Annotated in this window: 33 protein-coding genes and 2 tRNA genes; 17 read left to right on the forward strand and 18 right to left on the reverse strand. The window is 36.1% G+C overall.

Annotated elements, in window-relative coordinates; translation table 11 throughout:
• The first annotated feature begins 6 nt into the window (after window positions 1–6).
• Both CVFO_RS08825 and CVFO_RS08830 read left to right on the forward strand, forming a co-directional pair.
• A complete protein-coding gene (locus tag CVFO_RS08825) occupies window positions 7–294 on the forward strand; it encodes a hypothetical protein (protein WP_225879226.1) in 288 nt (95 codons plus the stop codon).
• A 19-nt stretch (window positions 295–313) separates the two neighbouring features.
• Window positions 314–721 carry a M23 family metallopeptidase gene (locus CVFO_RS08830; protein ID WP_225879227.1) on the forward strand — a complete coding sequence of 136 codons (408 nt, stop codon included), beginning with the start codon at window positions 314–316 and terminating at the stop codon, window positions 719–721.
• 167 nt (window positions 722–888) lie between these two features.
• Here CVFO_RS08830 and CVFO_RS05740 read toward each other — a convergent pair whose 3' ends face one another.
• Window positions 889–1,509: a hypothetical protein gene (locus CVFO_RS05740; protein WP_225879228.1), complete on the reverse strand. Its 621-nt coding sequence runs from the start codon at window positions 1,507–1,509 to the stop codon at window positions 889–891.
• A 108-nt stretch (window positions 1,510–1,617) separates the two neighbouring features.
• Here CVFO_RS05740 and CVFO_RS05745 point away from each other — a divergent pair, with 108 nt between their 5' ends.
• The 6 genes from CVFO_RS05745 to CVFO_RS05770 all read left to right on the forward strand — a co-directional run bounded on the left by CVFO_RS05745 (window position 1,618) and on the right by CVFO_RS05770 (window position 5,208).
• On the forward strand, window positions 1,618–2,496 hold the full coding sequence (locus CVFO_RS05745) for a phosphoribosylaminoimidazolesuccinocarboxamide synthase (RefSeq protein ID WP_201340419.1): 879 nt from the start codon (window positions 1,618–1,620) through the stop codon (window positions 2,494–2,496).
• A gap of 5 nt (window positions 2,497–2,501) precedes the next feature.
• On the forward strand, window positions 2,502–3,302 hold the full coding sequence (locus CVFO_RS05750) for a DUF2797 domain-containing protein (protein WP_201339125.1): 801 nt from the start codon (window positions 2,502–2,504) through the stop codon (window positions 3,300–3,302).
• 8 nt (window positions 3,303–3,310) lie between these two features.
• Window positions 3,311–3,637: an FKBP-type peptidyl-prolyl cis-trans isomerase gene (locus CVFO_RS05755; RefSeq protein WP_201339127.1), complete on the forward strand. Its 327-nt coding sequence runs from the start codon at window positions 3,311–3,313 to the stop codon at window positions 3,635–3,637.
• An 81-nt stretch (window positions 3,638–3,718) separates the two neighbouring features.
• The gene (locus CVFO_RS05760) at window positions 3,719–4,069 is read left to right on the forward strand and encodes a hypothetical protein (protein ID WP_201339129.1); all 351 of its coding nucleotides are present in this window, start codon (window positions 3,719–3,721) and stop codon (window positions 4,067–4,069) included.
• Window positions 4,041–4,346 (forward strand): hypothetical protein, encoded by a 306-nt coding sequence (locus CVFO_RS05765; protein WP_201339131.1) that lies wholly within the window; start codon window positions 4,041–4,043, stop codon window positions 4,344–4,346. Before CVFO_RS05760 ends, CVFO_RS05765 begins: the two co-directional genes overlap by 29 nt.
• A gap of 358 nt (window positions 4,347–4,704) precedes the next feature.
• A complete protein-coding gene (locus CVFO_RS05770; RefSeq protein ID WP_201339133.1) occupies window positions 4,705–5,208 on the forward strand; it encodes a hypothetical protein in 504 nt (167 codons plus the stop codon).
• Window positions 5,209–5,412: 204 nt separating this feature from the next.
• Here the strand turns inward: CVFO_RS05770 and CVFO_RS05775 are convergent, their stop codons facing one another.
• From CVFO_RS05775 to CVFO_RS05805, 7 genes are all read right to left on the reverse strand, one after another.
• Window positions 5,413–5,748, reverse strand: a complete 336-nt coding sequence (locus tag CVFO_RS05775; protein ID WP_201339134.1) for a hypothetical protein — start codon at window positions 5,746–5,748, stop codon at window positions 5,413–5,415.
• 167 nt (window positions 5,749–5,915) lie between these two features.
• The gene (locus CVFO_RS05780; RefSeq protein WP_201339135.1) at window positions 5,916–6,506 is read right to left on the reverse strand and encodes a restriction endonuclease subunit S; all 591 of its coding nucleotides are present in this window, start codon (window positions 6,504–6,506) and stop codon (window positions 5,916–5,918) included.
• 103 nt (window positions 6,507–6,609) lie between these two features.
• Window positions 6,610–8,325, reverse strand: a complete 1,716-nt coding sequence (recJ, locus tag CVFO_RS05785) for a single-stranded-DNA-specific exonuclease RecJ (RefSeq protein WP_201339136.1) — start codon at window positions 8,323–8,325, stop codon at window positions 6,610–6,612.
• Complete coding sequence (locus CVFO_RS05790) at window positions 8,315–8,866, reverse strand: Lcl C-terminal domain-containing protein (protein ID WP_201339137.1); 552 nt, start codon at window positions 8,864–8,866, stop codon at window positions 8,315–8,317. Before CVFO_RS05790 ends, recJ begins: the two co-directional genes overlap by 11 nt.
• Window positions 8,859–9,845, reverse strand: coding sequence for an NAD(P)/FAD-dependent oxidoreductase (locus CVFO_RS05795; RefSeq protein ID WP_201339138.1), 987 nt, complete (start codon window positions 9,843–9,845; stop codon window positions 8,859–8,861). The genes CVFO_RS05790 and CVFO_RS05795 overlap by 8 nt, the downstream gene beginning before the upstream one ends.
• Window positions 9,842–10,300: a signal peptidase II gene (gene lspA, locus CVFO_RS05800; RefSeq protein WP_201339139.1), complete on the reverse strand. Its 459-nt coding sequence runs from the start codon at window positions 10,298–10,300 to the stop codon at window positions 9,842–9,844. Before lspA ends, CVFO_RS05795 begins: the two co-directional genes overlap by 4 nt.
• On the reverse strand, window positions 10,297–11,463 hold the full coding sequence (locus tag CVFO_RS05805) for an MFS transporter (protein WP_201339140.1): 1,167 nt from the start codon (window positions 11,461–11,463) through the stop codon (window positions 10,297–10,299). Before CVFO_RS05805 ends, lspA begins: the two co-directional genes overlap by 4 nt.
• Window positions 11,464–11,554: 91 nt before the next feature.
• Between CVFO_RS05805 and CVFO_RS05810 the strand changes: the two genes are divergently transcribed.
• Complete coding sequence (locus CVFO_RS05810) at window positions 11,555–12,337, forward strand: enoyl-ACP reductase FabI (RefSeq protein ID WP_201339141.1); 783 nt, start codon at window positions 11,555–11,557, stop codon at window positions 12,335–12,337.
• Window positions 12,338–12,535: 198 nt separating this feature from the next.
• Here the strand turns inward: CVFO_RS05810 and CVFO_RS05815 are convergent, their stop codons facing one another.
• The 10 genes from CVFO_RS05815 to CVFO_RS05860 form a co-directional block, all read right to left on the reverse strand.
• Window positions 12,536–14,383: a SurA N-terminal domain-containing protein gene (locus tag CVFO_RS05815; RefSeq protein WP_201339142.1), complete on the reverse strand. Its 1,848-nt coding sequence runs from the start codon at window positions 14,381–14,383 to the stop codon at window positions 12,536–12,538.
• Between the two features lie 162 nt (window positions 14,384–14,545).
• Window positions 14,546–14,622 (reverse strand) — tRNA-Asp (locus CVFO_RS05820).
• An 11-nt stretch (window positions 14,623–14,633) separates the two neighbouring features.
• A tRNA-Val gene (locus CVFO_RS05825) sits at window positions 14,634–14,709 on the reverse strand.
• Between the two features lie 53 nt (window positions 14,710–14,762).
• On the reverse strand, window positions 14,763–15,038 hold the full coding sequence (locus CVFO_RS05830; RefSeq protein ID WP_201339143.1) for an HU family DNA-binding protein: 276 nt from the start codon (window positions 15,036–15,038) through the stop codon (window positions 14,763–14,765).
• 129 nt (window positions 15,039–15,167) lie between these two features.
• Window positions 15,168–15,698 carry a DsbE family thiol:disulfide interchange protein gene (locus tag CVFO_RS05835; protein WP_201339144.1) on the reverse strand — a complete coding sequence of 177 codons (531 nt, stop codon included), beginning with the start codon at window positions 15,696–15,698 and terminating at the stop codon, window positions 15,168–15,170.
• Window positions 15,695–16,120 carry a cytochrome c maturation protein CcmE gene (ccmE, locus tag CVFO_RS05840; protein WP_201340420.1) on the reverse strand — a complete coding sequence of 142 codons (426 nt, stop codon included), beginning with the start codon at window positions 16,118–16,120 and terminating at the stop codon, window positions 15,695–15,697. Before ccmE ends, CVFO_RS05835 begins: the two co-directional genes overlap by 4 nt.
• Window positions 16,120–16,290, reverse strand: a complete 171-nt coding sequence (ccmD, locus tag CVFO_RS09140) for a heme exporter protein CcmD (protein ID WP_201339145.1) — start codon at window positions 16,288–16,290, stop codon at window positions 16,120–16,122. Before ccmD ends, ccmE begins: the two co-directional genes overlap by 1 nt.
• Entirely contained in the window at window positions 16,287–17,030 is a 744-nt protein-coding gene (locus CVFO_RS05850) for a heme ABC transporter permease (RefSeq protein ID WP_201339146.1), read from the reverse strand. Before CVFO_RS05850 ends, ccmD begins: the two co-directional genes overlap by 4 nt.
• Window positions 17,031–17,068: 38 nt before the next feature.
• Window positions 17,069–17,728 carry a tRNA (adenosine(37)-N6)-threonylcarbamoyltransferase complex dimerization subunit type 1 TsaB gene (tsaB, locus tag CVFO_RS05855; protein ID WP_201339147.1) on the reverse strand — a complete coding sequence of 220 codons (660 nt, stop codon included), beginning with the start codon at window positions 17,726–17,728 and terminating at the stop codon, window positions 17,069–17,071.
• Window positions 17,729–17,732: 4 nt separating this feature from the next.
• Window positions 17,733–18,389, reverse strand: a complete 657-nt coding sequence (locus tag CVFO_RS05860) for a biosynthetic peptidoglycan transglycosylase (protein WP_225879229.1) — start codon at window positions 18,387–18,389, stop codon at window positions 17,733–17,735.
• A 181-nt stretch (window positions 18,390–18,570) separates the two neighbouring features.
• On the opposite strand from CVFO_RS05860, the gene rpsF reads away from it, so the two are divergent.
• The 8 genes from rpsF to CVFO_RS05900 all read left to right on the forward strand — a co-directional run bounded on the left by rpsF (window position 18,571) and on the right by CVFO_RS05900 (window position 24,210).
• The gene (gene rpsF, locus CVFO_RS05865; RefSeq protein WP_201339148.1) at window positions 18,571–18,912 is read left to right on the forward strand and encodes a 30S ribosomal protein S6; all 342 of its coding nucleotides are present in this window, start codon (window positions 18,571–18,573) and stop codon (window positions 18,910–18,912) included.
• Complete coding sequence (rpsR, locus tag CVFO_RS05870) at window positions 18,912–19,166, forward strand: 30S ribosomal protein S18 (protein WP_201339149.1); 255 nt, start codon at window positions 18,912–18,914, stop codon at window positions 19,164–19,166. The genes rpsF and rpsR overlap by 1 nt, the downstream gene beginning before the upstream one ends.
• Window positions 19,167–19,175: 9 nt before the next feature.
• Window positions 19,176–19,628 carry a 50S ribosomal protein L9 gene (gene rplI / locus CVFO_RS05875; RefSeq protein WP_201339150.1) on the forward strand — a complete coding sequence of 151 codons (453 nt, stop codon included), beginning with the start codon at window positions 19,176–19,178 and terminating at the stop codon, window positions 19,626–19,628.
• A gap of 42 nt (window positions 19,629–19,670) precedes the next feature.
• Window positions 19,671–21,116, forward strand: a complete 1,446-nt coding sequence (gene dnaB / locus CVFO_RS05880; protein ID WP_201339151.1) for a replicative DNA helicase — start codon at window positions 19,671–19,673, stop codon at window positions 21,114–21,116.
• Between the two features lie 14 nt (window positions 21,117–21,130).
• Window positions 21,131–22,180, forward strand: coding sequence for an alanine racemase (gene alr / locus CVFO_RS05885; RefSeq protein ID WP_201339152.1), 1,050 nt, complete (start codon window positions 21,131–21,133; stop codon window positions 22,178–22,180).
• Window positions 22,177–22,878 (forward strand): metallophosphoesterase family protein, encoded by a 702-nt coding sequence (locus CVFO_RS05890; protein ID WP_201339153.1) that lies wholly within the window; start codon window positions 22,177–22,179, stop codon window positions 22,876–22,878. The genes alr and CVFO_RS05890 overlap by 4 nt, the downstream gene beginning before the upstream one ends.
• Before the next feature lie 244 nt (window positions 22,879–23,122).
• The gene (locus CVFO_RS09510) at window positions 23,123–23,320 is read left to right on the forward strand and encodes a DUF1249 domain-containing protein (RefSeq protein ID WP_425352128.1); all 198 of its coding nucleotides are present in this window, start codon (window positions 23,123–23,125) and stop codon (window positions 23,318–23,320) included.
• Window positions 23,305–24,210 (forward strand): 5'-nucleotidase, encoded by a 906-nt coding sequence (locus tag CVFO_RS05900; RefSeq protein ID WP_201339154.1) that lies wholly within the window; start codon window positions 23,305–23,307, stop codon window positions 24,208–24,210. Before CVFO_RS09510 ends, CVFO_RS05900 begins: the two co-directional genes overlap by 16 nt.
• The last annotated feature ends 270 nt before the right edge of the window (window positions 24,211–24,480 follow it).

A 24,480-nucleotide genomic window follows, 5' to 3' on the forward strand; every position in this document is an offset into this window, starting at 1 on the left:
ATTAGGTTGCGTAATAATCTACAGTTCAAATCCTTAACCTATCAGTTAAACCGTAAAACCAACCTAAACATTGTGCTTAACGGTAATTACTTCTCTACTATTCTCAACAGGCAATCTAAACAGACATCTAGTGATTTGTCCACAACAGTGGTTAATATTAGCCACTCCTTTGGTGCTGATACGCAAAAATCAGGGGTTGGTTTTAGCACTATTAACCTCATTGTTAAAGCGCTTTCATGGCAACTAAATTTTAATACTGACCTTAAAAAAAGGCGACCGATTTATCATTGTTAATGATGGTAGCACAAAACCAGTGGCCATCATTTACCAAAGTATTATCAAAAACAAATCCATTGAGGCGTTTGCTTATAAAAATAAACATGGGCATCTTGATTACTTTGATCGCTTTGGCCACTCTCTGAGTTCGTCTTTTTTAAAAGCGCCCTTGAAATACAAGCGCATTAGCTCCAAATTTCAACTCAGGCGCTACCGCCCAATCTTAAAAACTTGGCACCCCCATCGAGCCGTTGATTATGCAGCCAACTATGGTACGCCTGTTTATTCTACTGCTAATGGCATAATCACTACTAAAGGCAGAAAAGGCGCACTTGGCAAGACTATCATCATTCAACATGGCTTTGATCACACCACTGTTTATGCGCATTTATCAAGATATGCCAATAGCCTGTACAAAGGCAAAAAGGTTAAAAAAGTCAAATAATTGGTTATGTAGGCTCAACAGGTCGCTCAACAGAGGCCCGCACCTACATTATGAACTACACCACAAAGGAAAGAGAAGAGACCCGCTCACTTATAAACTGCCCGCACAAAAGAGCATCAGCCGTGCCAATTTGCAGGATTTTAAAATCAAGATTAATAAGATTTTATCTAGTTTATAGTTTGAGTATCAATCCAAATACGCCAACTGGGCGGATTAAGATCAGATAAATAATCTAACTTTATGTATTGCTCTTGATATGCCTGCGCCCCTGCGACATGGTTTAATATTGCAAACGTAATTAACTCATTAATATATTGTACTTTTTTAGTGCCTGGCACCAGCGACTCATTACGAATAATAGCTGCCATTAGTGCAGATTTTGCATTGCCATGCACTTTAAAAGACTCTTCAAATAAATTTAAGGCTAAAAATTCATTCTTAATAAAGCCGCTACTGCCATCAAGCAAATTTAAAGCATACTCATACAAAGCAGGGTCATAACTCTTTCTCACCAATTTAATCAAAATTTCATTGGCTTCACGCTCTAAAGGAGCGTATCCCATCAATTTACTGCCGTATCGAACTTGTTTTGAAGCCTCATACATGGCATCAAAATCGCCCAAATCAAAAGCACCTTTTAACAATAAAGACTGCCCTCTTAATGCCACATCGCGTGAACCAATTTCATGGCCAATTTTAATAAGTCGCAACGCGCCTTCTGACAACGTTGAGGCAATTGCCGAATGCTGCACAAGTACGCAAATAATGAGAATTTTTCTTAGCATCATAACTTAACAATCATTTTACCATGGCTTAAGTTGTCATAATTTGCAAGCCTAGCCGCACAATTGATTAAAATAACGCTTAAATTAAGCAATTTATACACACGTAAACTCATGGGAACACTATTTAGCACAAACCTAAGCCTGTCACTGATTCAAAAAGGCAAAGTTAGAGACATTTATGACATTGACGATAAACGCATGTTGATTGTTACCACCGACCGACTCAGTGCCTTTGATGTTGTTTTTGATGACCCTGTTGCCAACAAAGGTGTCATCTTAACTGAAGTGGCAAATTTTTGGTTTGAAAAAACCAGGCCTATTATTCCCAATCACTTAACCCTTGAGCCACTTGATAGCGTTCTAAATACCAAAGAGGTGGCTCTAATCAAAGGTCGTGGCATTATTGTCAAAAAACTCAAACCCCTTGCTGTTGAGGCCATTGTTCGTGGCTACATTATCGGCTCTGGCTGGAAAGACTACCAACAAACAGGCAAGGTTTGTGGCATCAAACTACCCACCAACCTACAACTGGCCGAAAAGCTGCCTAAAGCACTCTACACTCCCTCCACAAAAGAAAATTTAGGTGAATATGATGCCAATATTGATTTTGATAAAACGGTTGAAATTTTAGGTCAAAATCTAGCTGAACAAGTTAAGCAAGCAAGCCTTAAAATTTATCAATTTGCTACTGATTATGCTTTAGAGCGTGGCATTATTATCGCTGACACCAAGTTTGAATTTGGACTGGATGAACACAACCAATTAACCTTAATGGATGAAGTGCTAACGCCTGACTCATCACGTTTTTGGTCAAAGGCTGATTATCAAGTAGGCACTAGCCCCAAAAGTTTTGACAAGCAAATTGTGCGCGATTATCTAGAAACACTAGATTGGGACAAAACCCCGCCCGCCCCAATACTACCCCAATCCATTATTCAACAAACCGCTGATAAATACAAAGAAGTTCAACAACGATTAATGCAAGATTAAAAACCATGCAAATTAATGGACTTATTGCAAAAATACACGCCCACTTAAATAGTGGCGTGGCACAGTATCAACTGCCAATGGGTGATAAATTGCTAACTATGAATGATTTGGTAGGCGAACAAATCAGCCTTGAATTTAATGGTGAAATTGTGTGCTCAAATTGTAAAAAACGCACCAATAAAAGCTACTCTCAAGGGTTTTGCTATCCTTGCTGTCAACGTTTAGCCAGGTGTGATTTGTGCATTATGAGGCCTGAAACTTGCCACCATCACCTTGGCACATGTCGTGAACCACAATGGGGGTTGGATAATTGCTTTAACCCACATGTTGTTTATTTGGCTAATTCGTCTGGCGTAAAGGTTGGTATCACTCGTAAAAGCAACATTCCTAGCCGTTGGATTGATCAAGGTGCAATTGCTGCGCTACCAATACTTGAGGTCAGCAATCGACTCAAATCAGGGCAAATTGAAATAGCACTTAAAGATTATGTTAATGATAAAACCAACTGGCGAAAAATGCTCAAAAACGAAGTGGAATACATTGACTTAAGTACAACGCGCGATGCTTTGCTTAAAAAAATATCCCACTTAATCGATGCTTTAGGTGCAATCGTGCTAGACAATGAAGTTCTAGAGATTAACTACCCTGTGGTAGAATACCCTAGCAAAATTAACTCATTAAATTTTGATAAAACCCCTAAAATTGAAGGCGTTTTGCAAGGCATTAAAGGACAATACTTACTGCTTGATACAGGCGTGCTAAACATTAGAAAGTTTAGCTCGTATCATATTACATTAGCTTATTAGGAAAATACATGGCAGATTTAGAAATACAAGATTTAGAAACTGGCACAGGTACGACTTGCAAGGTCGGCGATTCTGTCTCAATGCATTACACTGGCTGGCTCACCAATGGCAAAAAGTTTGACTCTAGCGTTGATAGAAACGAACCTTTTGATTTTAAACTTGGCGTTGGGCAAGTCATTGCTGGCTGGGACCAAGGCATTGATGGCATGTGCGTTGGTGGTAAGCGCAAACTCACTATCCCTTCAAAACTGGCTTATAGCGAGATTGGCGCAGGCAGTCTTATTCCGCCAAATGCCACACTGGTTTTTGAGGTTGAATTATTAGCCATTCAATAGTTTGGATATTTTACTTGGGGGTAAAATTTGTTTGGTCAACAAATGAACGCCTACTAGTAGGCTCACCATATATATAGAAACATGGCGAAAATACCCTTTAAAGTATCAGCAAGAACGGCAAGGTTGATTGGCAGGGAAAATATCGCCTCATCAAAAGGTACGATTATCGAACTGGTTAAAAATGGAGAAGAGGCATCTATTTGGTGCGTTGATTGGAGAGATTTTGAAGGAGACTCGAAAACAATTGGCTCTGTTACGGCTGATTTATCAACCCAAGAAAATTTAAACTTAAGACAGTATCTCTTAGATGAAATTTTTGACAAAAAAGTACAAGAAATTATTAATCAATACTCTTTTGATCATGGCACAGTCTTAAAAATTTCGAGTCTTAGAGACGACTGGGATGATTATTTCGTTTCATCAAACGTTTGATGACCCAGAAGTACTTGTACCTCCTAAAGAACAAAATAGTTTTAAGTTATTTTTTTATAGCTATGATAAACCTAATGAATACGGTGAAATACTAGGCTCTATTTGTGATGATTATGATTATAAATTTTTTGCAAAAGCAGATGAAAATCAAAAGGTAGAAATTCAAATTTTTAGAAAAAAATACGACATGGAGACCATATCTCCAGAATTTTTTAAAAGAGATTTTCAAAACAAATGCCTTATACAGAAAATGATTTTAAGAAAGGAAAGTGGATAAAAGATACAACTTTTTCTGAACTTTTGCCAGGGTTTAAAGAAGTAGATAAGGATAACATTTTTGAAAAAATAGGGGGTTTAAATTTACATTTAATTTTATGAAAAGGACTTATTCAACCCCCTATTTAGAGAAGTCTCATTACAACAAATTTAATCCCAATGACAGGAAAGATTGGCTCAATAAATTTGGCGGTATTAAAGTTTTTAGGGATGACTTTAGAGTAAGACCTTATGGGGGGCTAAAGACAGTGCGTTTGACTGGGTGGTAGAAAGGCAAAAGTCCAGCTACACCTTCAAAACCTGGAGGCGGATGGAGGGTTACGCCTGACAATGTTGCAGGCGGGATAAATATTACAAGATTGGGAAATTTAGCATTTGAAGATAAATCTAGTAGAGAAGGATTACAAGAAAATAAAACCTTTCAAATTTTAAAACAAAAAATATTAAATATTCTTGAAATTGACAGAGCAATTATTGCAAAGAAAATGAAACTTTTTTATGACGATGTACACGCCGATGACAAAGTGAAAGAAGATGCTGACAAATTAGCAAAAAGAATAGAAGAAAAAGATGGAGAAAATGAGCAGAAAATTCTAAGAGGTATGGCGACTAGCGCCATTGTTACAGCATCATTTTCTCATGAATTAGGAAATTTAAGTAGTGTATTAAATAGTAGAATAAATAACTTAATTGAAATGTTAGAAGAAAATCAACCTCCTAATCTTTATCAAGATACGCCAGATTTTTTAAACCCATATGTATTAATTGAGGAAATGAGAGGGCAAGATGCCAAATTACAAAGCTGGCTAAAATTTTCATTAACATCGGCACGAAAAGATAAAAGAAGAAAAAAATTATATTAGACCAGTATTTTAAAAACCTTCAATCCACCTGGGAAAATGTCCTAGCAAATAGAATGATTTCTTTAGAATATAATCTGAATAATAAAGAATTAGACTTAAGGGCGTTAGAAATAGATTTAGATAGTATATTTAACAATCTAGTTGTTAACTCTATAGATTCTTTTATGAAAAACAAAAGCACTCAGAGGGATATTAAATTAAAAATTAGTAATAATTGTAATAGCGTTCTGTTGCTTTTGAAACATCTAGCATAATAGAAGTAAAGACTTTTAATATGGGAAGTGAGACAGCCAATTCAAGAATAATAGAGCCCGTGGTCGCACCTACAATCTTTATATCTTTTGCTGCCCCTTTATTAGCAATAGTTATACCGCTTCCAATCTTAAACCAAATAATCGCCCATTTTTTAAGACTTTCTATATCATCAATTGAAGCTTCGGATTTAAAGCCAACACGCATAAGTGCATTGTTTTCCAAATCATATTGCTCCTCATCAATATGCCCATCTAAATTAGAGCCAAGAATATCTAATTTTTTCATTCCTTGTTCCATTTTGTCAATTGCAAATTGATTTATATTTTGCAAAATATTTAATTTATCAAGAAATATTTTTTATTCTTTGCTTAATTTTTCTAACTCAATGTTTCTTAAAATGTCAAACAAGGCTTCTTTTGCACTTTCAAAAGATTCTTCATAATTAAGCCTGTCTAAAAGTTCATGATAGTTATTAAGAATGATATTAGTTTGGGTAGTAGTGTATCACGCAATTTTATTAGAACCTGAGTTTGTTTTTGGTTTAAAAGGTTTTGATTATTTATTAATTTTACTTTTAATTCCAAATATCCTAATATTTTTGTTGGTGGTTTAATGATTAAAATATTTTTCAGCATAGTGCTAGAAATTTCTGCAAATGTTGAACCTGTGGCAATGTTCTTTATTTGCTCTGTATTAAACTTTAGAAATTGAAATAAATATTCAGTAAGGATGCTTTTATTTGGCACTAAAGACTTAAAACCTTGATTAGTACATATTTCATTTTCTGCTATTGCCATATAGCCTATCGGTGCTCGTGATGAAAACAAAATTGTTCCTTTTGGCATTAATTTTGCACTACTTTTTTGCAATCCTAATCTTGTAATATCAACCCTGCCTTTTTCAATATACCTCCAACCATAATTAGATAAATCCTTAGGGGATAACCAAGCAATGCCGTTCTTACAATAATATTCCTCTATTTTCGTAGATGGAGTTCCACCACCAATAATGGTTGAAACCCCTTCAATGATTGTTACCTCCAAACCCCCAGGAATCCATTTTTTGAGTTTGTCGTTGAAAACAAAACGATTGGGGAATAAGTCTTGTGCGGTTTTGGGAGAATGGATTTTATGGTTTATGGTTTAATTATATATTGTGAATTTGTTCAATCATAAGTTGTAATGAAGTGCTACCTCGCCATTCATTAATGGACAGTTTGTAGGCAATTTGTACTTTCGTGTCCTTAACAGGTACTTGAAAAAATGCAATGCCGTCATATACAGTGTTATTGTTTGTAAGTTTTAATCGGCATTTTAAGTGTTTTTCACCAACCACTCTTTGCTCAACCAACTCAAACTCACCATAAAAAATTGGCTCGTCAAACCCTTGACCCCAAGGTCCAGCATCAACTAATAATTGTGCGTTGTCTAAAGACAAGTCAAATACTTCTAATTCGCCATCAGTTAATAATTCAACTTTGGGCATTTGATTGTCTAAATGGGCTTGAATAGCATTTGCAAAAGCTTGCTTAAAATCAGTGAAGTTTTCAGACTTGATACTTAACCCTGCTGCCATAGCATGGCCACCAAATTTTAAAATTAAATCAGGGTTTTGTCTATCTACTAAATCTAACAAATCTTTAATATGTACACTAGGAATAGAACGAATAGAGCCTTTTAAGTCACTACCTGATTGGGCAAATACCGCAACTGGACAATGATAATCCTCTTTAAGTTTGCCAGCGACAATGCCGACAATGCCCTCATGCCAAGAGGGGTCAAATAAACTAATGGCAAACCTATCACTGCTTGTGTCTTTTTGTGTACTAGATAATTCTTGCGCATCAACAATAGCTTGTGCTTGGTCTTGCATACGAGCTTGCTCTTGTTTGCGCTGTTGATTGAACACCTCTAACTCTTGAGCGTAGCGCCTAGCATCATTAATATCTTCAGTTAACAAGCATTTAATGCCACGGGAAATATCACTTAAACGCCCCATTGCATTTAGGCGAGGTGCGACTGAAAAACCTAAATCACTAGCGCGCAAAGTGGCACTTGGTCGATTTGAGATTTCCAGTAGTGCCAAAATACCAGGGGCGCATTTTTTTTGCTGGATACGCTTAATACCTTGGTCAACCAAAATTCTATTATTTTGGTCAAGTTTTACGACATCAGCGACTGTGCCAAGTGCAACTAAATCCAGCACATTTCGCAAATCTGGCAGGGTGATTTTATGATTGGTAAAATAATCACACTTAATCAAATGAGTTTTAAAAGCTGAAAACAAATAAAAACACACACCAACGCCTGCTAAATTTTTGCTTAAAAATTCGCAACCTTTAAGGTTAGGGTTGATAATGGCATCTGCTTGTGGCAGGGCTTTACTGGGCAAGTGATGATCAGTGATAATCACTTGAATATTTGATGATTTTGCCAGTTTTACTCCGTCAAAACTTGAAATGCCATTGTCAACCGTAATAATCAAATCTGGTTGTTTTTCTTGAATCGCTAATTTTACAATTTCCTCACTCAAACCATAACCATGCTCAAAACGATTAGGCACTAAGAAATCAACAAATTTTGCCCCCATCATGCGCAATGACTTAACTGCTACAACAGATGCAGTTGCTCCATCACAATCAAAATCGCCAACAATTAAAATACGTTTTTGATTAACTAAGGCTTGTTCAAGTAAAGTAAGTGCGACATCTAGTTGGAGAAAATTAGGTTTTAAAAGATGGTTAAGACTCAAAGACAAGTACGACTCATTAATACCACGAGCGGCGTAAATTTTCTTTAAAAAAGTAGGCATATCATCTGAATATGCATCAAATAAATCTTGGTCTATTGTTCTAGTAAGCATCGCTCACTGCTCGAATATGAGCATCAAAAGATTTGTCAGAACTTTTACTACCACCATAGAAAAATGGCACGTCAATTGCGATATCAACATCTTGCTCGTCTGCACTCCAGTAAGATTTACGCTTGGTGTTTGGAAAAAAATCCGGATTGATAAGCAAATCATCATCGCCATAAATCAATAAAGTTCTGAGTTCTGACTCGCTGGGTAAGCGCCAAGCACTTTGTTTACATAACTTAACTATATTTAACGCCTTAATAAACGCTTGAGTATTGCAATTTTTGCCCCAATGGCAATGATGGCTATAGTCACCATTATCAACCCCTGATTTAGCATCAAACCAAGTATAGGTGTTGTTCGTATCTTGCAATCCTTTATCGCTTAATTTAACCTCCCATACCAACTTAGATTGCTGATCAAGTACACACCGATGATTTTTAGCGTCGCTTTTAAGAATATTTCCTTGCGCTGAAACCTTAATTAACTGCGCATTGACAATTAAAGCACAAGCAAAGAATGACAAAAAAGTGATTATTTTATGCATTGATAATCAGTTGTTTAATTTTATCTGCACTGGCAGGTGCCATATTTAAGCCATTACGAAAATGCCCAGTATTTATTAATAAATGCTCAAATTGCTCATGCCTGCCCAGTATAACTTTACCAGAAAGGCTCGCTGGTCTAAAGCCAGCCCAGTGGTGTTCAATTTTTGCATTAAGTAGGGCTGGAAACCTTTGATAAGCAAATTCATGGAGTGATTTTTTCACACCAATATCAGTACGACCATCAAAACCAACATTTTCCATGGTAGAGCCCACCAATATCCTCCCATCTGCCCTTGGGATAATGTACCTGCCTTGATCTAGCACAATATTCTCTACCACGCCCTTGGTTGATTTTAGAACAATCATTTGCCCTTTCATCGGAAAAACCTCATCAGTAAGTTTTAGCCATTTTGAGCTCCATGCGCCAGAACAAACAACAACGTCCTGTGCAAAATAATCTTTATTTTTGGTTTTTACACCAATCACTTGGTTGTCTTTTATCAATAAATCATTTGCCTGAGCATGCTCAATGATATTCACGCCTTTATTTAAAATATCAACCTTCAAGGCTTGTAATAATCTTGGATTTCGAACCTGAGCGATATTGATAAACAATGCGCCATCAGCATGATGTTGGTAGTTAATGTTGTATTTATCCATCCATTGTGTCGCTAATAACGAGTCATATTCATTCATCATTAACAAGCCAGATTGAATATATTGCGGGTTAATGCCTGTATCTTCAAAAATTTGCAAACATAAATCTGCATACACTGCTTGTGAGGCAAAACTTAATTCATTGGTCAAATCATCATAATGCCAAGGGTACAGTGGGCTAATAATGCCACCACCCGCCCAAGATGACTCTTTGCCACACTCACGCTGGTCTAGCAAGGTGACACTAGCACCTGCCATTGCTAATGTTCTCGCACTCATCATGCCAATAACACCACCACCAATCACCAAACAATCACTCATTTTTTCAAATCCACTGTGATTAATAATATCACACCAATACTGATAAAAACATCAGCAAAATTAAAAATTGGATAATTAAATCCAGAGTAATGAAAATCAATAAAATCAACAACAAAGCCATTGGCAATTCGGTCAATCATATTGCCAATTGCGCCTGACAAAATTAGCACCAAACTGATAAGTTTAAACCGATGCTTTAAAGGGGTTTTTAATATCCAAACACTAATAACAATACTGGCAAGTGCAGAAACACTTGATAAAAAATAACGTTGCCAACCGCCACTATCAGCCAAAAAACTAAATGCTACACCATAATTATGAGCAAAAGTAAGTGACAAAAATTCATTAATAGCAATCGAGTTACCAATGCCTAAATATTCATAAGCCAACAATTTTGTTAATTGATCAAGAACAACTAGTAGAACAACTAATAAAAAATAATGTTTTGTTTTCACGCTTTATTTGGGTTAAATTTTAATATAACAGCAATGGGTATCACAAACCATGTACCAATAACAATCCAAAGCAAACCACCGAGCTCTGTGTAATTTTGTACACTAGTGACAACACCATCTGTAATAATTTTTCTACTGACAACAAAAAATTTGTTTAAGTATTTGGCGAGTAAACCACCAGCAGCAAGTGCAATACCACCACCAATAGCAGACAACTTAGCAAAAAAAGACTCATCAAAGCCAAGTACATCAATTTGCCACCAACTAAGACTAGTATCCACTGATGGCATGGCTCGATAAACAAAAATAACAATCATTGCCATTTTAATATGCCTAATGGTTCGAGTATCCAAATCATTAATTAACCCTCGAAGTAAATACAGAACCACGCCAAGAGAAACAATAAAGACAATTTCTTGCGAATAAGGCACATCGTTATATCCCATTAGCACAATAAAAATAGCAAATACCAAACCACCGAATAACACTTGTTTATTCACAGGTGAAATGGTAACTGTATTCAATTTAACCAAGCTCACACCTAAAATTGACAACAAAGGCACAAATAAGGCAATCATAAATACCGCTTCACGATTATCACTAAAAACATCGGCCAATTCACCGCCAATCCAACCCGTTAAAAAAATAGCCAATCCTAATGAAAGCCTTGATAAAACCTGAATCGTGGCAAGTTCTTGATTAATTTTATCCTGACTTTGAGATTTATCAACAACCTCTGTTGTCATGGTATCAGCAACCACATTTTGTATGACAAATCCTACAATGGCAATGATACTGGCAATCACATAAATAAACTTTTTAGAAAAACCCTGCACAATAGCGTAATCACCAACAACAGTAATCATAAGTACAGAACTCAGTGCAATTAGAATAGCGCCGATATAAACACAAGACTTTCGATTAGAGTCAAAAATTTTAATACTATCGACCATCTGCCCAAAAATCATCTTAACAGTCCACGGGACTGTCAGCCATACAGCAAGCTCGGCCAAGTCAGATGCTGACATGTCCAAAGCATCCTTCACCCAAAAATTCTCAGCAATAGCAGTAAAAACACTACTACCATAAGAAAAATAAATCAATAGTATAGGGATATAGCGCATTCTAAGCGCTCGAATAGGCGTTAAGAAAATATCTAACATTTGTAAAATAATAATAGCAAGAAACAGTTAGTCATTATAGGTGTTGTGTAGGTTATAATTTATTTTTTATAAATAACAAAATTGGAGATTTATGGGCTTCTTAACTGGAAAAAAAGCACTTGTTGTTGGTGTTGCATCAAATCGCTCTATTGCTTGGGGCATTGCACAAGCTATGGCTAATCAAGGCTGTGAGATCGCACTTACTTATCAAAGTGAAAGACTTAAAAAACGAGTTGATAAATGCGCTGTAGCTTGCCACTCAACCATTGTTATTGAATGTGATGTTGCTAGTGATGAAGGCATTGAAAAAACCTTTAAAGAATTAAAAACTTATTGGGATAATTTTGACATCATCATTCATTCAGTTGCCTTTGCACCACGTGAAGCATTAGATGGTAACTATATCCAAGCAACCACTCGTGAAAATTTTGCCACGGCGCATGATATTAGTTCATACAGCTTTACTGCACTTGCAAAAGCCGCTTATTCCATGCTTAATGACAATGGTGCTTTATTAACAGTCAGTTATTTAGGCAGTATTCGCGCCATTCTAAATTACAATGTAATGGGTGTGGCTAAGGCTTCACTTGAAGCTAATGTTCGTTACATGGCAGCAGCCTTAGGACCTGAAAAAGGCATTCGCGTTAATGCAGTCTCAGCAGGACCAATTAAAACTTTAGCGGCATCTGGTATTAAGGATTTTAACAAACTGCTTGATTATGCTGCAGACAGTTCTGCACTTAAACGCAACGTAACCACTGAAGAAGTGGGCAATGCTGCTGCATTCTTATGTTCTGATTTAGCCTCAGGCATCACTGGTGAAGTCACTTATATTGATTCTGGTTATAACTTTTATGATAAGGGTCCAAACTAATAAATAAAAACAAGTGCCCATCAAATAAACCCTTCCTCCTAAAAAAATACAGGGTTTTTTATTGTCTACTGATATCTCTAAAAACCTATAGAGACTAACAAAAGGTTGCTGTTTTAAAGATTCTTTAAATTATATTATAAGAATATAATTATGTTTAAAAAGTTAAAAAAAAAATTAAAGCAAATAACTAATTCTAGATTATAAATTTTTACTAAAAATTTTAATTTTTGCTTGAGATTTAAGCGTTTCAAGGATATTTGCAAATACCTCATTTGACTCAAAACTTAATAAAGACCTTTCAAGAGTAGTGTTAACTGCCTTTGCATCTGTCGTTTTAACACCTGATAATTTGATTACAACCGCATTACTCCCATCCAAGTCTTGAGCGCTATAGCTAGAATTGCCATTAGTTGGTTTAGCCAATGCAAACACTTTATTGATAATAACCCTCTCAACCTTGCTAGAATCTCGTTTCACCCAATTAACATGATGCCATTTAAGTTTGCTCTTATTCATTAATTTTTTAAGTGTGTCTTTATCATTATGAGCCAATAAATCAACAACATTCTTAGCAAGATTATCAACAAAAGTTTTGGCCAGTAGTGTCGTTAAATGTGCATTAATCTCATATTCAACTTCAATAAAGGGTTTTTGTCTTTGTGCTAATTTTTCTCGCACACGGATAACCATTAATTTATCTTTTGATAATTCTAAAATTTCTGAGTTTTCATTTTTGTTAAGAATCACATCACTAAATGCAGTAGCAACAATTTTTTGGTTTAATTGAGTGTTGGCTCTGTCAAAAAAATCACTCACCTGAAGCTTTAAATCCATTTGATCAACAATTTCCTCTAAACTTGCCTCGTAAGCCAAGTTGGCTAATTGTTCAGTTAAGCTGTAAAACACCTTTTGTGCCTGTGCTTGAGTGTATAAATCAAGTAATTCTGATTTAACTAAATCAAATGGTTTAAGTGTTTTAGCTTTAATATTGTTAAGTTTAATAATGTGATAACCAAACTCAGATTTAACCAAATCACTAACTTCACCAAGCTTCATAGCAAATACTTTTTTCTCAAATTCCGGCACCATAACACCACGAGTAAAAAAGCCTAAATCTCCCGCATCAGCTTTAGAGCCTGTGTCTTGAGAGTATTGTTCAGCAAGCTTGGCAAAATCATCACCACCGTTTAATAGGGTGATAACTTTTTGCGCAATTGATTCATCTTCAAGCAAAATATGTTGTGCTTGCCTTTCTTCTTCTGTGGTAAAGCGCTCTTGCTCATCTTCATAAAAAGCAAGTAATTCTTCATCGCTTACTTTAATATTTTTTGAAATTTCACTTAATGACAGTTCGATAAATTCTATTTTTACTTGCTCTGGTGCGAAAAATAACGCCTTTTTGTTATTGTAAAAATCTTTAACACTTTGTACGTCAACCTTAACTTCTTTAACATAATCATCAGCCCGAATAGTAATATAACTAAACTGTCTCTGTTGATCGTTCAATTTTTGTAATCTTACAAGCTGTGATGGCGTTACAAAAGCAGAATCTAATAAATTGTATTTGATTTGAGTTTGGGTTAATTCTTGTAACTTTATCGCCTCATATTTTGCTGTTGTATAGCCATTAAGCCTCAATAATTGCTTATACATTTCTAATGAAAACTGTCCTTCTTCTTTAAATAAATCATTGGCTTGAATAATAGCGTTAAGTTCACTGGCAGTTGTTTCGTACGACAATTCACTGGATAATTGCTCAAGTAAGCGCCTATCAATCATTTGATTAAGAATAGATTGCTTGAGCATAGCATCAAATTCTGTGTCATATTTTTTGTCTAGTTCTTGTTGCAGGCGTCTTTTTTGTGGGTTAAATTCTGCAAGAAATTCTTCCTTCGAGATATCAGTACCATCAACAGAAGCAATAATAATATTTGAAGCACCAATGAAGTATTCACTAATGCCGAATAAAGCAAAAGGAATGGTAATCAAACCAACGATTAAATAAGCGACCCAGCCCTTGGTTTTGTTTCTAATTGAACCTAGCATAATGATATGTATTAACGGCTAATCGATTAATAATCTAAAAAACCATTTTTTTAATAAAAAACAGGAATTATAAACGAAAACCTTTGTATTCTTACATGGGTTTTGTTATGTTTTTAAAATTCGAATGTTGGATAAATCGGAAGCCATAACAAAGAAAAGTTATGGCGGAGCGGACGGGATTCGAACCCGCGACGTCCTGCGTGACAGGCAGGCACTCTAACCAGCTGAGCTACCGCTCCGAATTTTTTTTTGGTGGGCGCTACAAGACTTGAACTTGTGACCCTCGCCTTGTAAGGGCGATGCTCTACCAACTGAGCTAAGCGCCCAAAAAAAAATACCCAGTACTGTGGAAGTACCGGGCACATTATACTTAAAAATCCTAAGAATTAACCGATTCTTTAAGTAATTTACCTGCTTTAAATGCAGGCACTTTAGAGGCCTTAATTTGGATTGCTTCGCCCGTTTGAGGATTGCGACCAGTACGTGCTGCACGATCACGAACAACAAAACTACCAAAACCTGTAATGGCTACATTATCACCACTGGCTAATGCTGAGGTAATTGCGCCTGTCATTGCATCCAATGCACGAGCTGCATCTGCTTTTGTTAAATTGGAAGTTTGTGCAATTGCTGCAACTAAATCTGACTTATTCATTGACTTTATTCTCCTGTGTGTGAATCTTATTTTGATTAAAAAAATATCAAGCTTTAAATTAAACTTCGGTTGAATTATCCATTAAATATCAGCACTGTCAATGGACTTTGATAAAAAATATACTAGATTTTATCTTGTGCTATTTTTTAGTTGGCTAATTAGTGGCAAAATTTGCCTTTCCCAAATTCGCAGCGTTAATTCACCAATACGCTTAAAACGAATAATGCCTTGTTGGTCAATGATAAAAGTTTCAGGCGTGGCATACACGCCTAACTCAAGGCCAAGTTTGCCTAATTGGTCAAATACAATTGAATCATACGGGTTGCCAAGTCTGGTTAAAAAAATGTTGCCATCCTTTTTGGTGTCTTTATAATTGATACCCAATATTTGCAATGAATTAGTTTTGGCTATTTGCATGAGCATTTCGTGCTCTGCTCTACAAGTAACGCACCAAGAGGCCCAAACATTAACCAGAGATATTTTTCCTTGTAATTTATCTTGAATAGCATAAATTTCAGCAGTATTAAAGTCTTCAACTTGTAAATTTGGAAATGTTTTACCAATCAAAGGCGAGGGCAATTTTTTAGGATCAAGCCCAAGACCTATATATAAAAATCCAGCCAATACAACAAATAAAACTAGAGGTAGAAATTTTTTCATTGTTTGTTTTTAGCTTTTTCTAATGCATCAGCCACTTCTGGTGGCATGTAGTTCTCATCGTGCTTGGCGAGCACTTCAGTTGCCATGAAAACACCATTAATTAAAGAACCGGTTGTAATAATACCTTGACCTTCTTTAAATAAATCAGGCAAAATCCCTGAATAATTAACACGAAAGGTGTTGGCATAATCGGTAACATCAAACGTAACTCTAATGCCGTCACGTTTAACACTATCCTTAGTAACCATACCGCCTAAACGAAAGCTTTTACCTTTTGGCGTCTTGCCTTCGGTAACATCAGTAGGGGAAAAAAAGTACAATAAATTTTCGTTAAAGGCTTTTAAGCCGAAATAACCTGCCAAGCTCACACCTATTACCAGTAAAGCAACCAATGTCATTCTATTTTGTCGTTTTGTCATAATTATCCTTCTCTTAAATATTTAATGCGCAACTGTTTGATTGCATTTTTGTGGATAGAACGTGTGCGTATAAATAAAGTTGCAATCACAATCAAGGTTGTCAAATAAGAAAACCAAATATAAAAGGCATACTTTCCATACGGGAGAAAAGAAAAATATTCTGCTAAGGTCACTGTTTATACTCCATAATTATTTTTTTAACCCAACTAGAGTTTTGCTCTGTCACCAACACCTCATCTCTAGCCCTCATCAACATAAGCGCACCATATAAAAACTTAAATGCCATACCCATTAATAATAGTGCGATCAACATATCAGCATCTTGAATGGTCACTTTACTAACACTGACTGACGCTCCTTGGTGTAATGTATTCCACCACTTAACCGAATAATGAATAATAGGCAAATTAACCAAGCCCACAATAGCCAACACTGAAGAGGCCTTAGATGCGGTTTTAGGGTTGTCAAATGCATTGTTAAGTGACATATAAGCCAAATACAAAAACAGCAAAATTAACTCTGAAGTTAAACGCGCGTCCCACACCCACCAAGTGCCCCACATCGGCTTGCCCCAAACTGCGCCAGTAACCAAAGCTAAAAAAGTAAACGCCGCCCCAATGGGTGCTGACACCTTGGCAACCACATATGCTAATTTAATTTGCCAAATCAGACCAATACCGCCCGAAATCGCCAATACCAAATAAATAAACGTACTCATCCATGCAGCAGGCACATGAATAAACATAATGCGATAACTCTCACCTTGCTGGTAATCAATGGGTGCCACAATCAATCCCCAGTACAAACCAACCAGAGCTAAAACAATAAAAGGAAATAAAAACCAAGGGATGATTTTTTGACTAATTTGATAGAAGTTTTTAGGCGAAGCAAACGCTTGAATCCATTTCCACATAAACCAATCCTGTTAGTTATTTAAACTTATAAAACACATTATTTTAGCGACTTATGTGCAACATTATTACGTAAATAAGTTGGCAATGCTAACTTATTGCTAAAATTGATGTTTTTGTTAACATAGATTAAGTAAAGCGCTATAAGGTTTTCAGCCTTTGGATAAAAATCGGCAATATAAGTGTTAATACCTGTTTGTTGAATAAGTTCATTTTCATAAGCACCCCATCCACTGCCCACACCAATAAAATCTTTTCCAAGTGTATCCACCTCATTAGGCTTTTGTAAGCTTTCTTTAGATAGGGCTTGATTTTGATAAATACCCCAATATATCTCGCTCATACGCGCGTCAAGTGCAATCGCAATCTTGTTAGTATTGTATTTTTTAAACGCACCAAATCCAAGCAACTCAAGTGTTGAAAACCCCATTGTCGGAATATTATGTGCCAATGATATACCCTGAACCACACTAACGCACATCCTTACTCCTGTAAAAGCACCAGGGCCTTTGGTGTAAATAATACCATCCAAGGCAGATGGTGATAATTGACCCAACTCAAAAATCTCATCACAAAGTGATAATATTAAACCTGAACTTTTCTCCACACCTTGAACCAAACGAGAAAATGTTTCACCTTGAGTATGTAGACTCACTGAGCACGTATTAGTACACGTATCAATTGCTAATAAATTCATCATTTTGCTATTTTACAATTTTCTCAAACTTATGATAGATAGATAAAACCAATTGCTTGCGTTTAAGCAGCCTTAACGAATGCCTAACTGGATGGTAGTAATCAGGGCCTTTAACCAAAGCCACAAGCATGACCATTTCTTCTAATGATAACAATACTAGATCTTTATTAAAATAAAACCGAGCAGCATTGGTAAAACTATGAATACTTATATTGCCTTTTTGACCTAAATACACAGTATTTATATAACGATTGAGTATGAATTTTTTATCAAACGAATGTTCCAATAATAATGCCATCAATGCTTCTTTGACTTTTCGCCCCAAACTTCGCTCTCTATTTAGTAAGGTATTTTTGATTAACTGCATCGTTATGGTACTCGCCCCGCGAAGCGGCTTGTCATAAAATATATAATCACGAACAACCCTGCTAATTTCTTTAAAATCTACACCAGAATGTTCAAAAAATGATTGGTCTTCCATCAGTAAAAGCATATTAATCATCACTTTCAGCTGCTGCTCAAAACTCAAAGTATCTGTGCTTACCTTGTCAGAAAACGCATCATCAAGTAACTGGCTTAAATGACTTAAATACACAGCAAAAATTACCGTACTTAGCAAAATTAAAATGATGAAAAATTTAGCAATGGTTAGTTGTTTAAACAAAATAAAAACACAAGATAATAAATTAACTGAGTTTTAACAAAATCCATCTGTAAAAGATTTTTTCATGCAATATATAACGTTAAACGATTGTTAAAAACAAATAACTAGTATAAAATATCCCTTCCTTGCTTGAGGGCGCGGTGTTCCAAGCTACTATAATAACCATAAGGAGATACAACTCATGAGACATTATGAGATTACACTTATTGTCCACCCTGACCAATCAGCTCAGGTAGGCACAATGATGGACAAGTACAAAGAAATTACCACCACTGGTGGTGGCAAAATTCACAGAGAGGAAGACTGGGGGCGTAAACATTTAGCCTATCCAATCAAAAAAATTTATAAAGCACATTACTTAATGATGAATATTGAGTGCGACCAAGAAGTGCTTAATAAACTTAATTATAATTTTCGTTTTAATGATGCTATTCTTAGAAATTTAGTCACTTCTGAAGATAAAGCAATCACCACACCTTCAATCATGATGGTTAATAAAGACAAAGAAAAGGGGAAATCATAATGGCCAAACAAGTAAAAAGAAAACGTAGACCTCAAATTAAAATTAACACTTTTTGTCGTTTTACGGCAGCAGGCGTTACAAGAATAGATTATAAAGATGTTGATACACTACTTAAAAACATTGATGAAAGTGGGAAAATCACACCATCAAGAATGACAGGCACCAGTGCTAAATTTCAACGCCAACTAACAACCGCCATTAAAAGAGCTAGATTTTTAGCCCTTATTCCTTATACTGACAAGCACAAGAAATAGGAGTCTATCATGCAAGTAATTTTATTAGAAAAAATCCAAAAATTAGGCAACTTAGGCAATTTAGCCAATGTTAAAGCGGGCTATGCTCGTAACTTTTTAATTCCTCAAGGTAAAGTTAAGCCTGCAACTAAAACAAACTTGGCTGAATTTGAATTGATTAAAGCCGGGCTACAAGCTAGCGAAGCTGAAACACTTAAAAATGCACAAGCGATTGAGGCTAAGATGACAGGTACTGTTTGTACCATTCAAGTTCATGCAGATGAAGAGGGCAAATTGTTTGGCTCTATCAATACCACTAACATTCAAACAAGCCTGGCAACAAGCGGTTTTGAAGTTGAAAGACGCAATATCAACATGCCTGAGGCAATTCGCCATACAGGTGAGTATGAAATTAGTGTTGATTTGCATACAGATATTACAGTGAGTATTAAAGTTGTTATTGAGGCCTCTCAAAAAGCGTAAAAAGCCAACTCATTGTTCATTGTGCGTTAAAATTAAAATCCAATGGATATCAAAAACGCCAAAATACCACCCAATTCAATCGAATCAGAGCAATCTGTTTTAGGTGGCTTATTGCTACACAATGAAGCATGGGATCGTGTTGCAGATATTTTAACCGAGGCAGATTTTTACAACGCCTCGCATAGAATTATTTTTAATGCCATTAGTACCCTATTGCAACACGACCAACCTGCTGACATTCTTACGGTTAAAGAGCAAGTTAAAAAAACAGGCTCTGAAGAAACCATTGGTGGCTTTGTTTATTTAGCCCAAATTGCTGAAAACACCCCCAGTATTTCTAACATTGAAGCCTATGCTAAACACGTACGTGAATTATCAGTTTATCGTCAACTGATTGTTGTTAGTCACGAAATTGCTGACACCGCCTATCACCCAAAAGAAATGGAGGTTCAGGAGCTTATTGATCTTTCTGAGAAAAAAATATTTGAAATTGCCGAACAGGTGACTCGTGGAAAACAAGACATTACCAATGTAAAAGACATTATTAAAGATGTTGTCAATCGCGTACACGAAATGCAAGAATCTAGTGGTATAAGTGGTTTAGAAACTGGCTTTAGCGAATTAGACAAATTAACTTCTGGCTTGCAAAATGGTGATTTAATTATCATCGCCGGACGCCCTTCTATGGGCAAAACTGCTCTTTCAATGAACATTATTGAGCACGTTGCTATTACTGCTAAAGAGCCTAAACCAGTTGCAGTATTTAGTTTAGAGATGCCAACCGAACAGTTAGTAATGCGTATGATTTCATCATTTGGCCACATTGAAGGCTCAAAACTACGCAACACCATGACTGAAACTGACTGGAACAGCTTTAATCATGCCGTATTAGCTTTGGAAAAATCCACTGTTCTTATTGATGAAACCCCTTCCATTACACCAACAGAAATTCGCGCAAAATGTCGGCGGCTAAAACGCCAATATCCTGACTTGGCACTAATTATGGTAGATTACTTACAACTGATGACCGTACATGGAAAAAGTGAAAATAGGGTGCAAGAAATCTCTGAAATTTCCCGTTCACTCAAAGCTTTGGCCAAAGAAATTAACGTACCTGTGCTTGCTTTGTCACAACTTAATCGTGCTGTTGAATCACGCCCTAAAGCTGGTAAAGGTCGTATGCCACAAATGTCTGATTTACGCGAATCAGGCTCAATTGAGCAAGATGCTGATATTATTGGTTTTATCTATCGCGACCAACAATATCATGATGACACCTATTCAAACCCAGAAGAGGTTGGCAAGGCAGATTTAAAAATTGTCAAACATAGAAACGGTGCTACCGGGCTAATTAAACTAGCTTTTATTGGCGAATATGCACGATTTGAAGATTTAGCTAACGAGGACCAATTTCACGACATGGTTGATGAGCAAATAGACACAGCTTATGCTCATAATATGGCTGATTTTGACCAAGAGCCTTTTTAATAAAGACCTTACCTATGCACGCCATTGCCTCAATTTCGCAATCAGCATTAAAACACAATCTCTCAATTGTAAAAAAAAATTCGCCTAATGCTAGAATAGTTTCTATGGTGAAATCCAATGCTTATGGTCACCATATTGATTTAATTAACCCAATTATTAATCAGTCTGATTTGTTAGGTGTTAGTGAAATCTTGGAAGCAGAAAAATTACGAAAAACAACAAGTAAGCCAATTTTACTTCTATCAGGCGTCATTAAAGACCAAGAACTACAACAAGCCATTAAACTAAATTGCCAAATTATGGTACACGACAAAACTCAACTGCCCGTTATTAGCAACACCAAACAAGCTATCAATATTTGGATAAAAATTAACACAGGCATGAATCGACTAGGCTTATCAACTAGTGAATACTTTGATTGTATAAAGTTACTAGAAAACAACCCACTGGTTAACATCCAATGTGTCATGAGTCATTTCGCTTGTGCTGATGAAATTAACCACCCAATGAATCAATTCCAACTCTTTGAGTTTAAAAAATCAACACGCCCTACTATCAAGCGTTCAATGGCAAATTCTGCTGCAATTTTGTCAAATCCAGCCTCACACTTTGATTATGTTCGCCCTGGCATTATGTTGTATGGTGTTTCTCCTTTTGACACTATTGATCACAATCTTAAACCAGTTATGCAACTATCAGCGCCAATTATGTCAATTAAAACCATCAAAGCTGGTGATTCAGTTGGCTATGGTGCTACTTGGATAACTGACAAACTAACAACCATAGCAACTATTGGCATTGGCTATGGCGATGGCTACCCGCGCCATGCTAAAAATGGCACACCTGTACTAGTTAATAACACCTTATGCCCACTTACAGGTCGCGTATCAATGGATTTAATTTGTGTTGATATAAGTAACGTTAATGTCAGTGTTGGAGATAATGTAATTCTCTGGGGTAATCAGCAGTTACGTATCGAAACCATTGCAAAACATAGCGCTACCATTGCTTATGAACTACTAACAGGTGTTAGTTCTCGAGTGACCTTTATCAATGCCCTATGAGCCACAGTTTTATTCAAATTAGTGATTGCCATATTGATGATGTTGAACACGCTATGGGTATTAATACCCATGTCAATTTAAAAAAAATTATCAATAAAATCATCAACATCAATACCGATGCCTTATTAATTAGTGGCGATCTTACCCACAATGGCACAATCACCGCTTACAAAACTTTACAACAAATACTCTCTCCTGTCCAAACAAGGTTGTTAGTTATATCTGGCAATCATGACATTAATAACAATCTGAATGCTATTTTTTCTAAAAATTTATTCAGCCAATTCACACTTGGAAAATGGGCAATTATCAGTGCAAATTCAGTGCAAACATCAAAAACCAGTGGATTTTTAACCAAAGATGAACTCATAAAACTAGACTTTAGTTTAGCGCAATCAACTGCCAAACATATACTCATTGTCTTGCATCACCCGATCGTACCAATGAATAGCGCTTGGGATGATTCACTGTCCTTAGAAAACCCAAAGGCATTGTTTAACATGCTTGATAAATACCCTAAAATACAAGCCATACTATTTGGTCATGCGCATCAAGCAGCTGAATTTAGCAGATTGGGAGTAAAAATTATTTCATGCCCATCAACTGCCTTACAATTTAACAATGAAACTAGGATTGGCTTTAACCATTACACGCTGCATGATAATGGACAACTAACAATTGACACACAATGGATATAGAACAACATTTTTTATAATCTTTATACAATCAGCAAGAGACAAAAAACTTACATCCAAGTTTCGCAGTTGTTTGAATTTAACTATCAAAAAAATTTAAAACTTATGCCACTATTAAAGCAAACCTCTGATGATTGTGTCATTAAGCACAATAGCGAAAACGACTTACACCTTATTGTAGAAGACAGGTGTTTTCACACTAACACACAAACCCAAATCTGACACTGGCAACATCAACAAACCAGACATCAAATTTAAAATCTACTTTGACGCACAATTATTAGAAGTCACCTCTGTATGCAATCAAACCACCCTTAATCGCGTTCACCCATATTTAGCACAATGCTATAATATGAATATACAATTGGAGTTAAATACTTTTATCGACAAATGGATGGATTATTGCTTAAATAAATACCAAGGAAAATCATGGCAAACACTGTAAAAAAAAATCAAACAAAAAACAAATTGGTCATTGCCATTTCGTCAAGGGCCTTATTTAATCTTGACGAATCGCACAAAATCTTTAAAGGGCAAGGGGTTGAGGCTTACGCCAAACATCAAGAAGAAAATGAAGAGGTTGTTTTACAACCTGGGGTTGGTTTTTCGCTAGTTAAAAAGTTACTCGCACTCAACACCAAAAAAAACCCCATTGATGTCATTCTGCTTTCACGCAATAGTGCTGACACGGGCCTGCGTATTTTTAATTCCATTGAACATTACGGCTTAAACATTTCAAAAGCAGCCTTCACTCGTGGTGAAAGTACGCACAATCTTGTGGGTGCATTTGAAGCAGATTTGTTCTTATCAAGCAATTATCAAGATGTACAAAAAGCCTTAGAATCAGGCTTTGCAGCAGCATCAATCATTGGCTCTGGCTCACAAGAATCACACGAAACTCAACTGCGCATTGCCTTTGATGGTGATGCCGTTATTTTCTCAGATGAATCAGAGAGAATTTTCCAAGAAAAAGGCTTAGAAGCCTTTGCAGAAAATGAAAAAAACTCAGCCAACATTGCACTCAAAGCTGGACCATTTAAGTGCTTTTTAATGTCATTACAAAAAATACAATCTGCCTTCCCAGCAGCAAACAACCCAATCAGAACCGCCCTAGTAACCGCACGCTCAGCACCATCACACAAACGCGTTATTCACACCATGCGTCAATGGGGCATTCGTATTGACGAATCCTTCTTTCTAGGCGGGCTAGACAAAGGCATATTTTTAAAAGAATTCGGCGCTGATATCTTTTTTGATGACCAGCACCAACACTGCCAATCAGCCTCCCAATACGTACCTACAGGACATGTTCCTAACGGTATTAGTAATCAATAAAATAAAAAATATCACCACCCCGATCCACAAAAAATCTATGTCTACAATTACAAGAAATTATAAGATTTGAGCTGGACCAAACAACTTTACTGTTTCAGCTATTTTTAATAGCACGATTTATATAAAAATCATACCGGTTTGCTAAGAAAATGGCTACCAGAAATATCCGCATAAATCAAAGAAATTAGCAGTTAAAAAGTTTAGTGTTAATTATTTCTTTTTTAGATTTTTCCTATTTTTATTTGTTTGCAGAAATAGGACTATAAGCTC

It is taken from the genome of Isorropodon fossajaponicum endosymbiont JTNG4, from assembly GCF_016592615.1.
Classification (GTDB): Bacteria; Pseudomonadota; Gammaproteobacteria; order PS1; family Pseudothioglobaceae; genus Ruthia.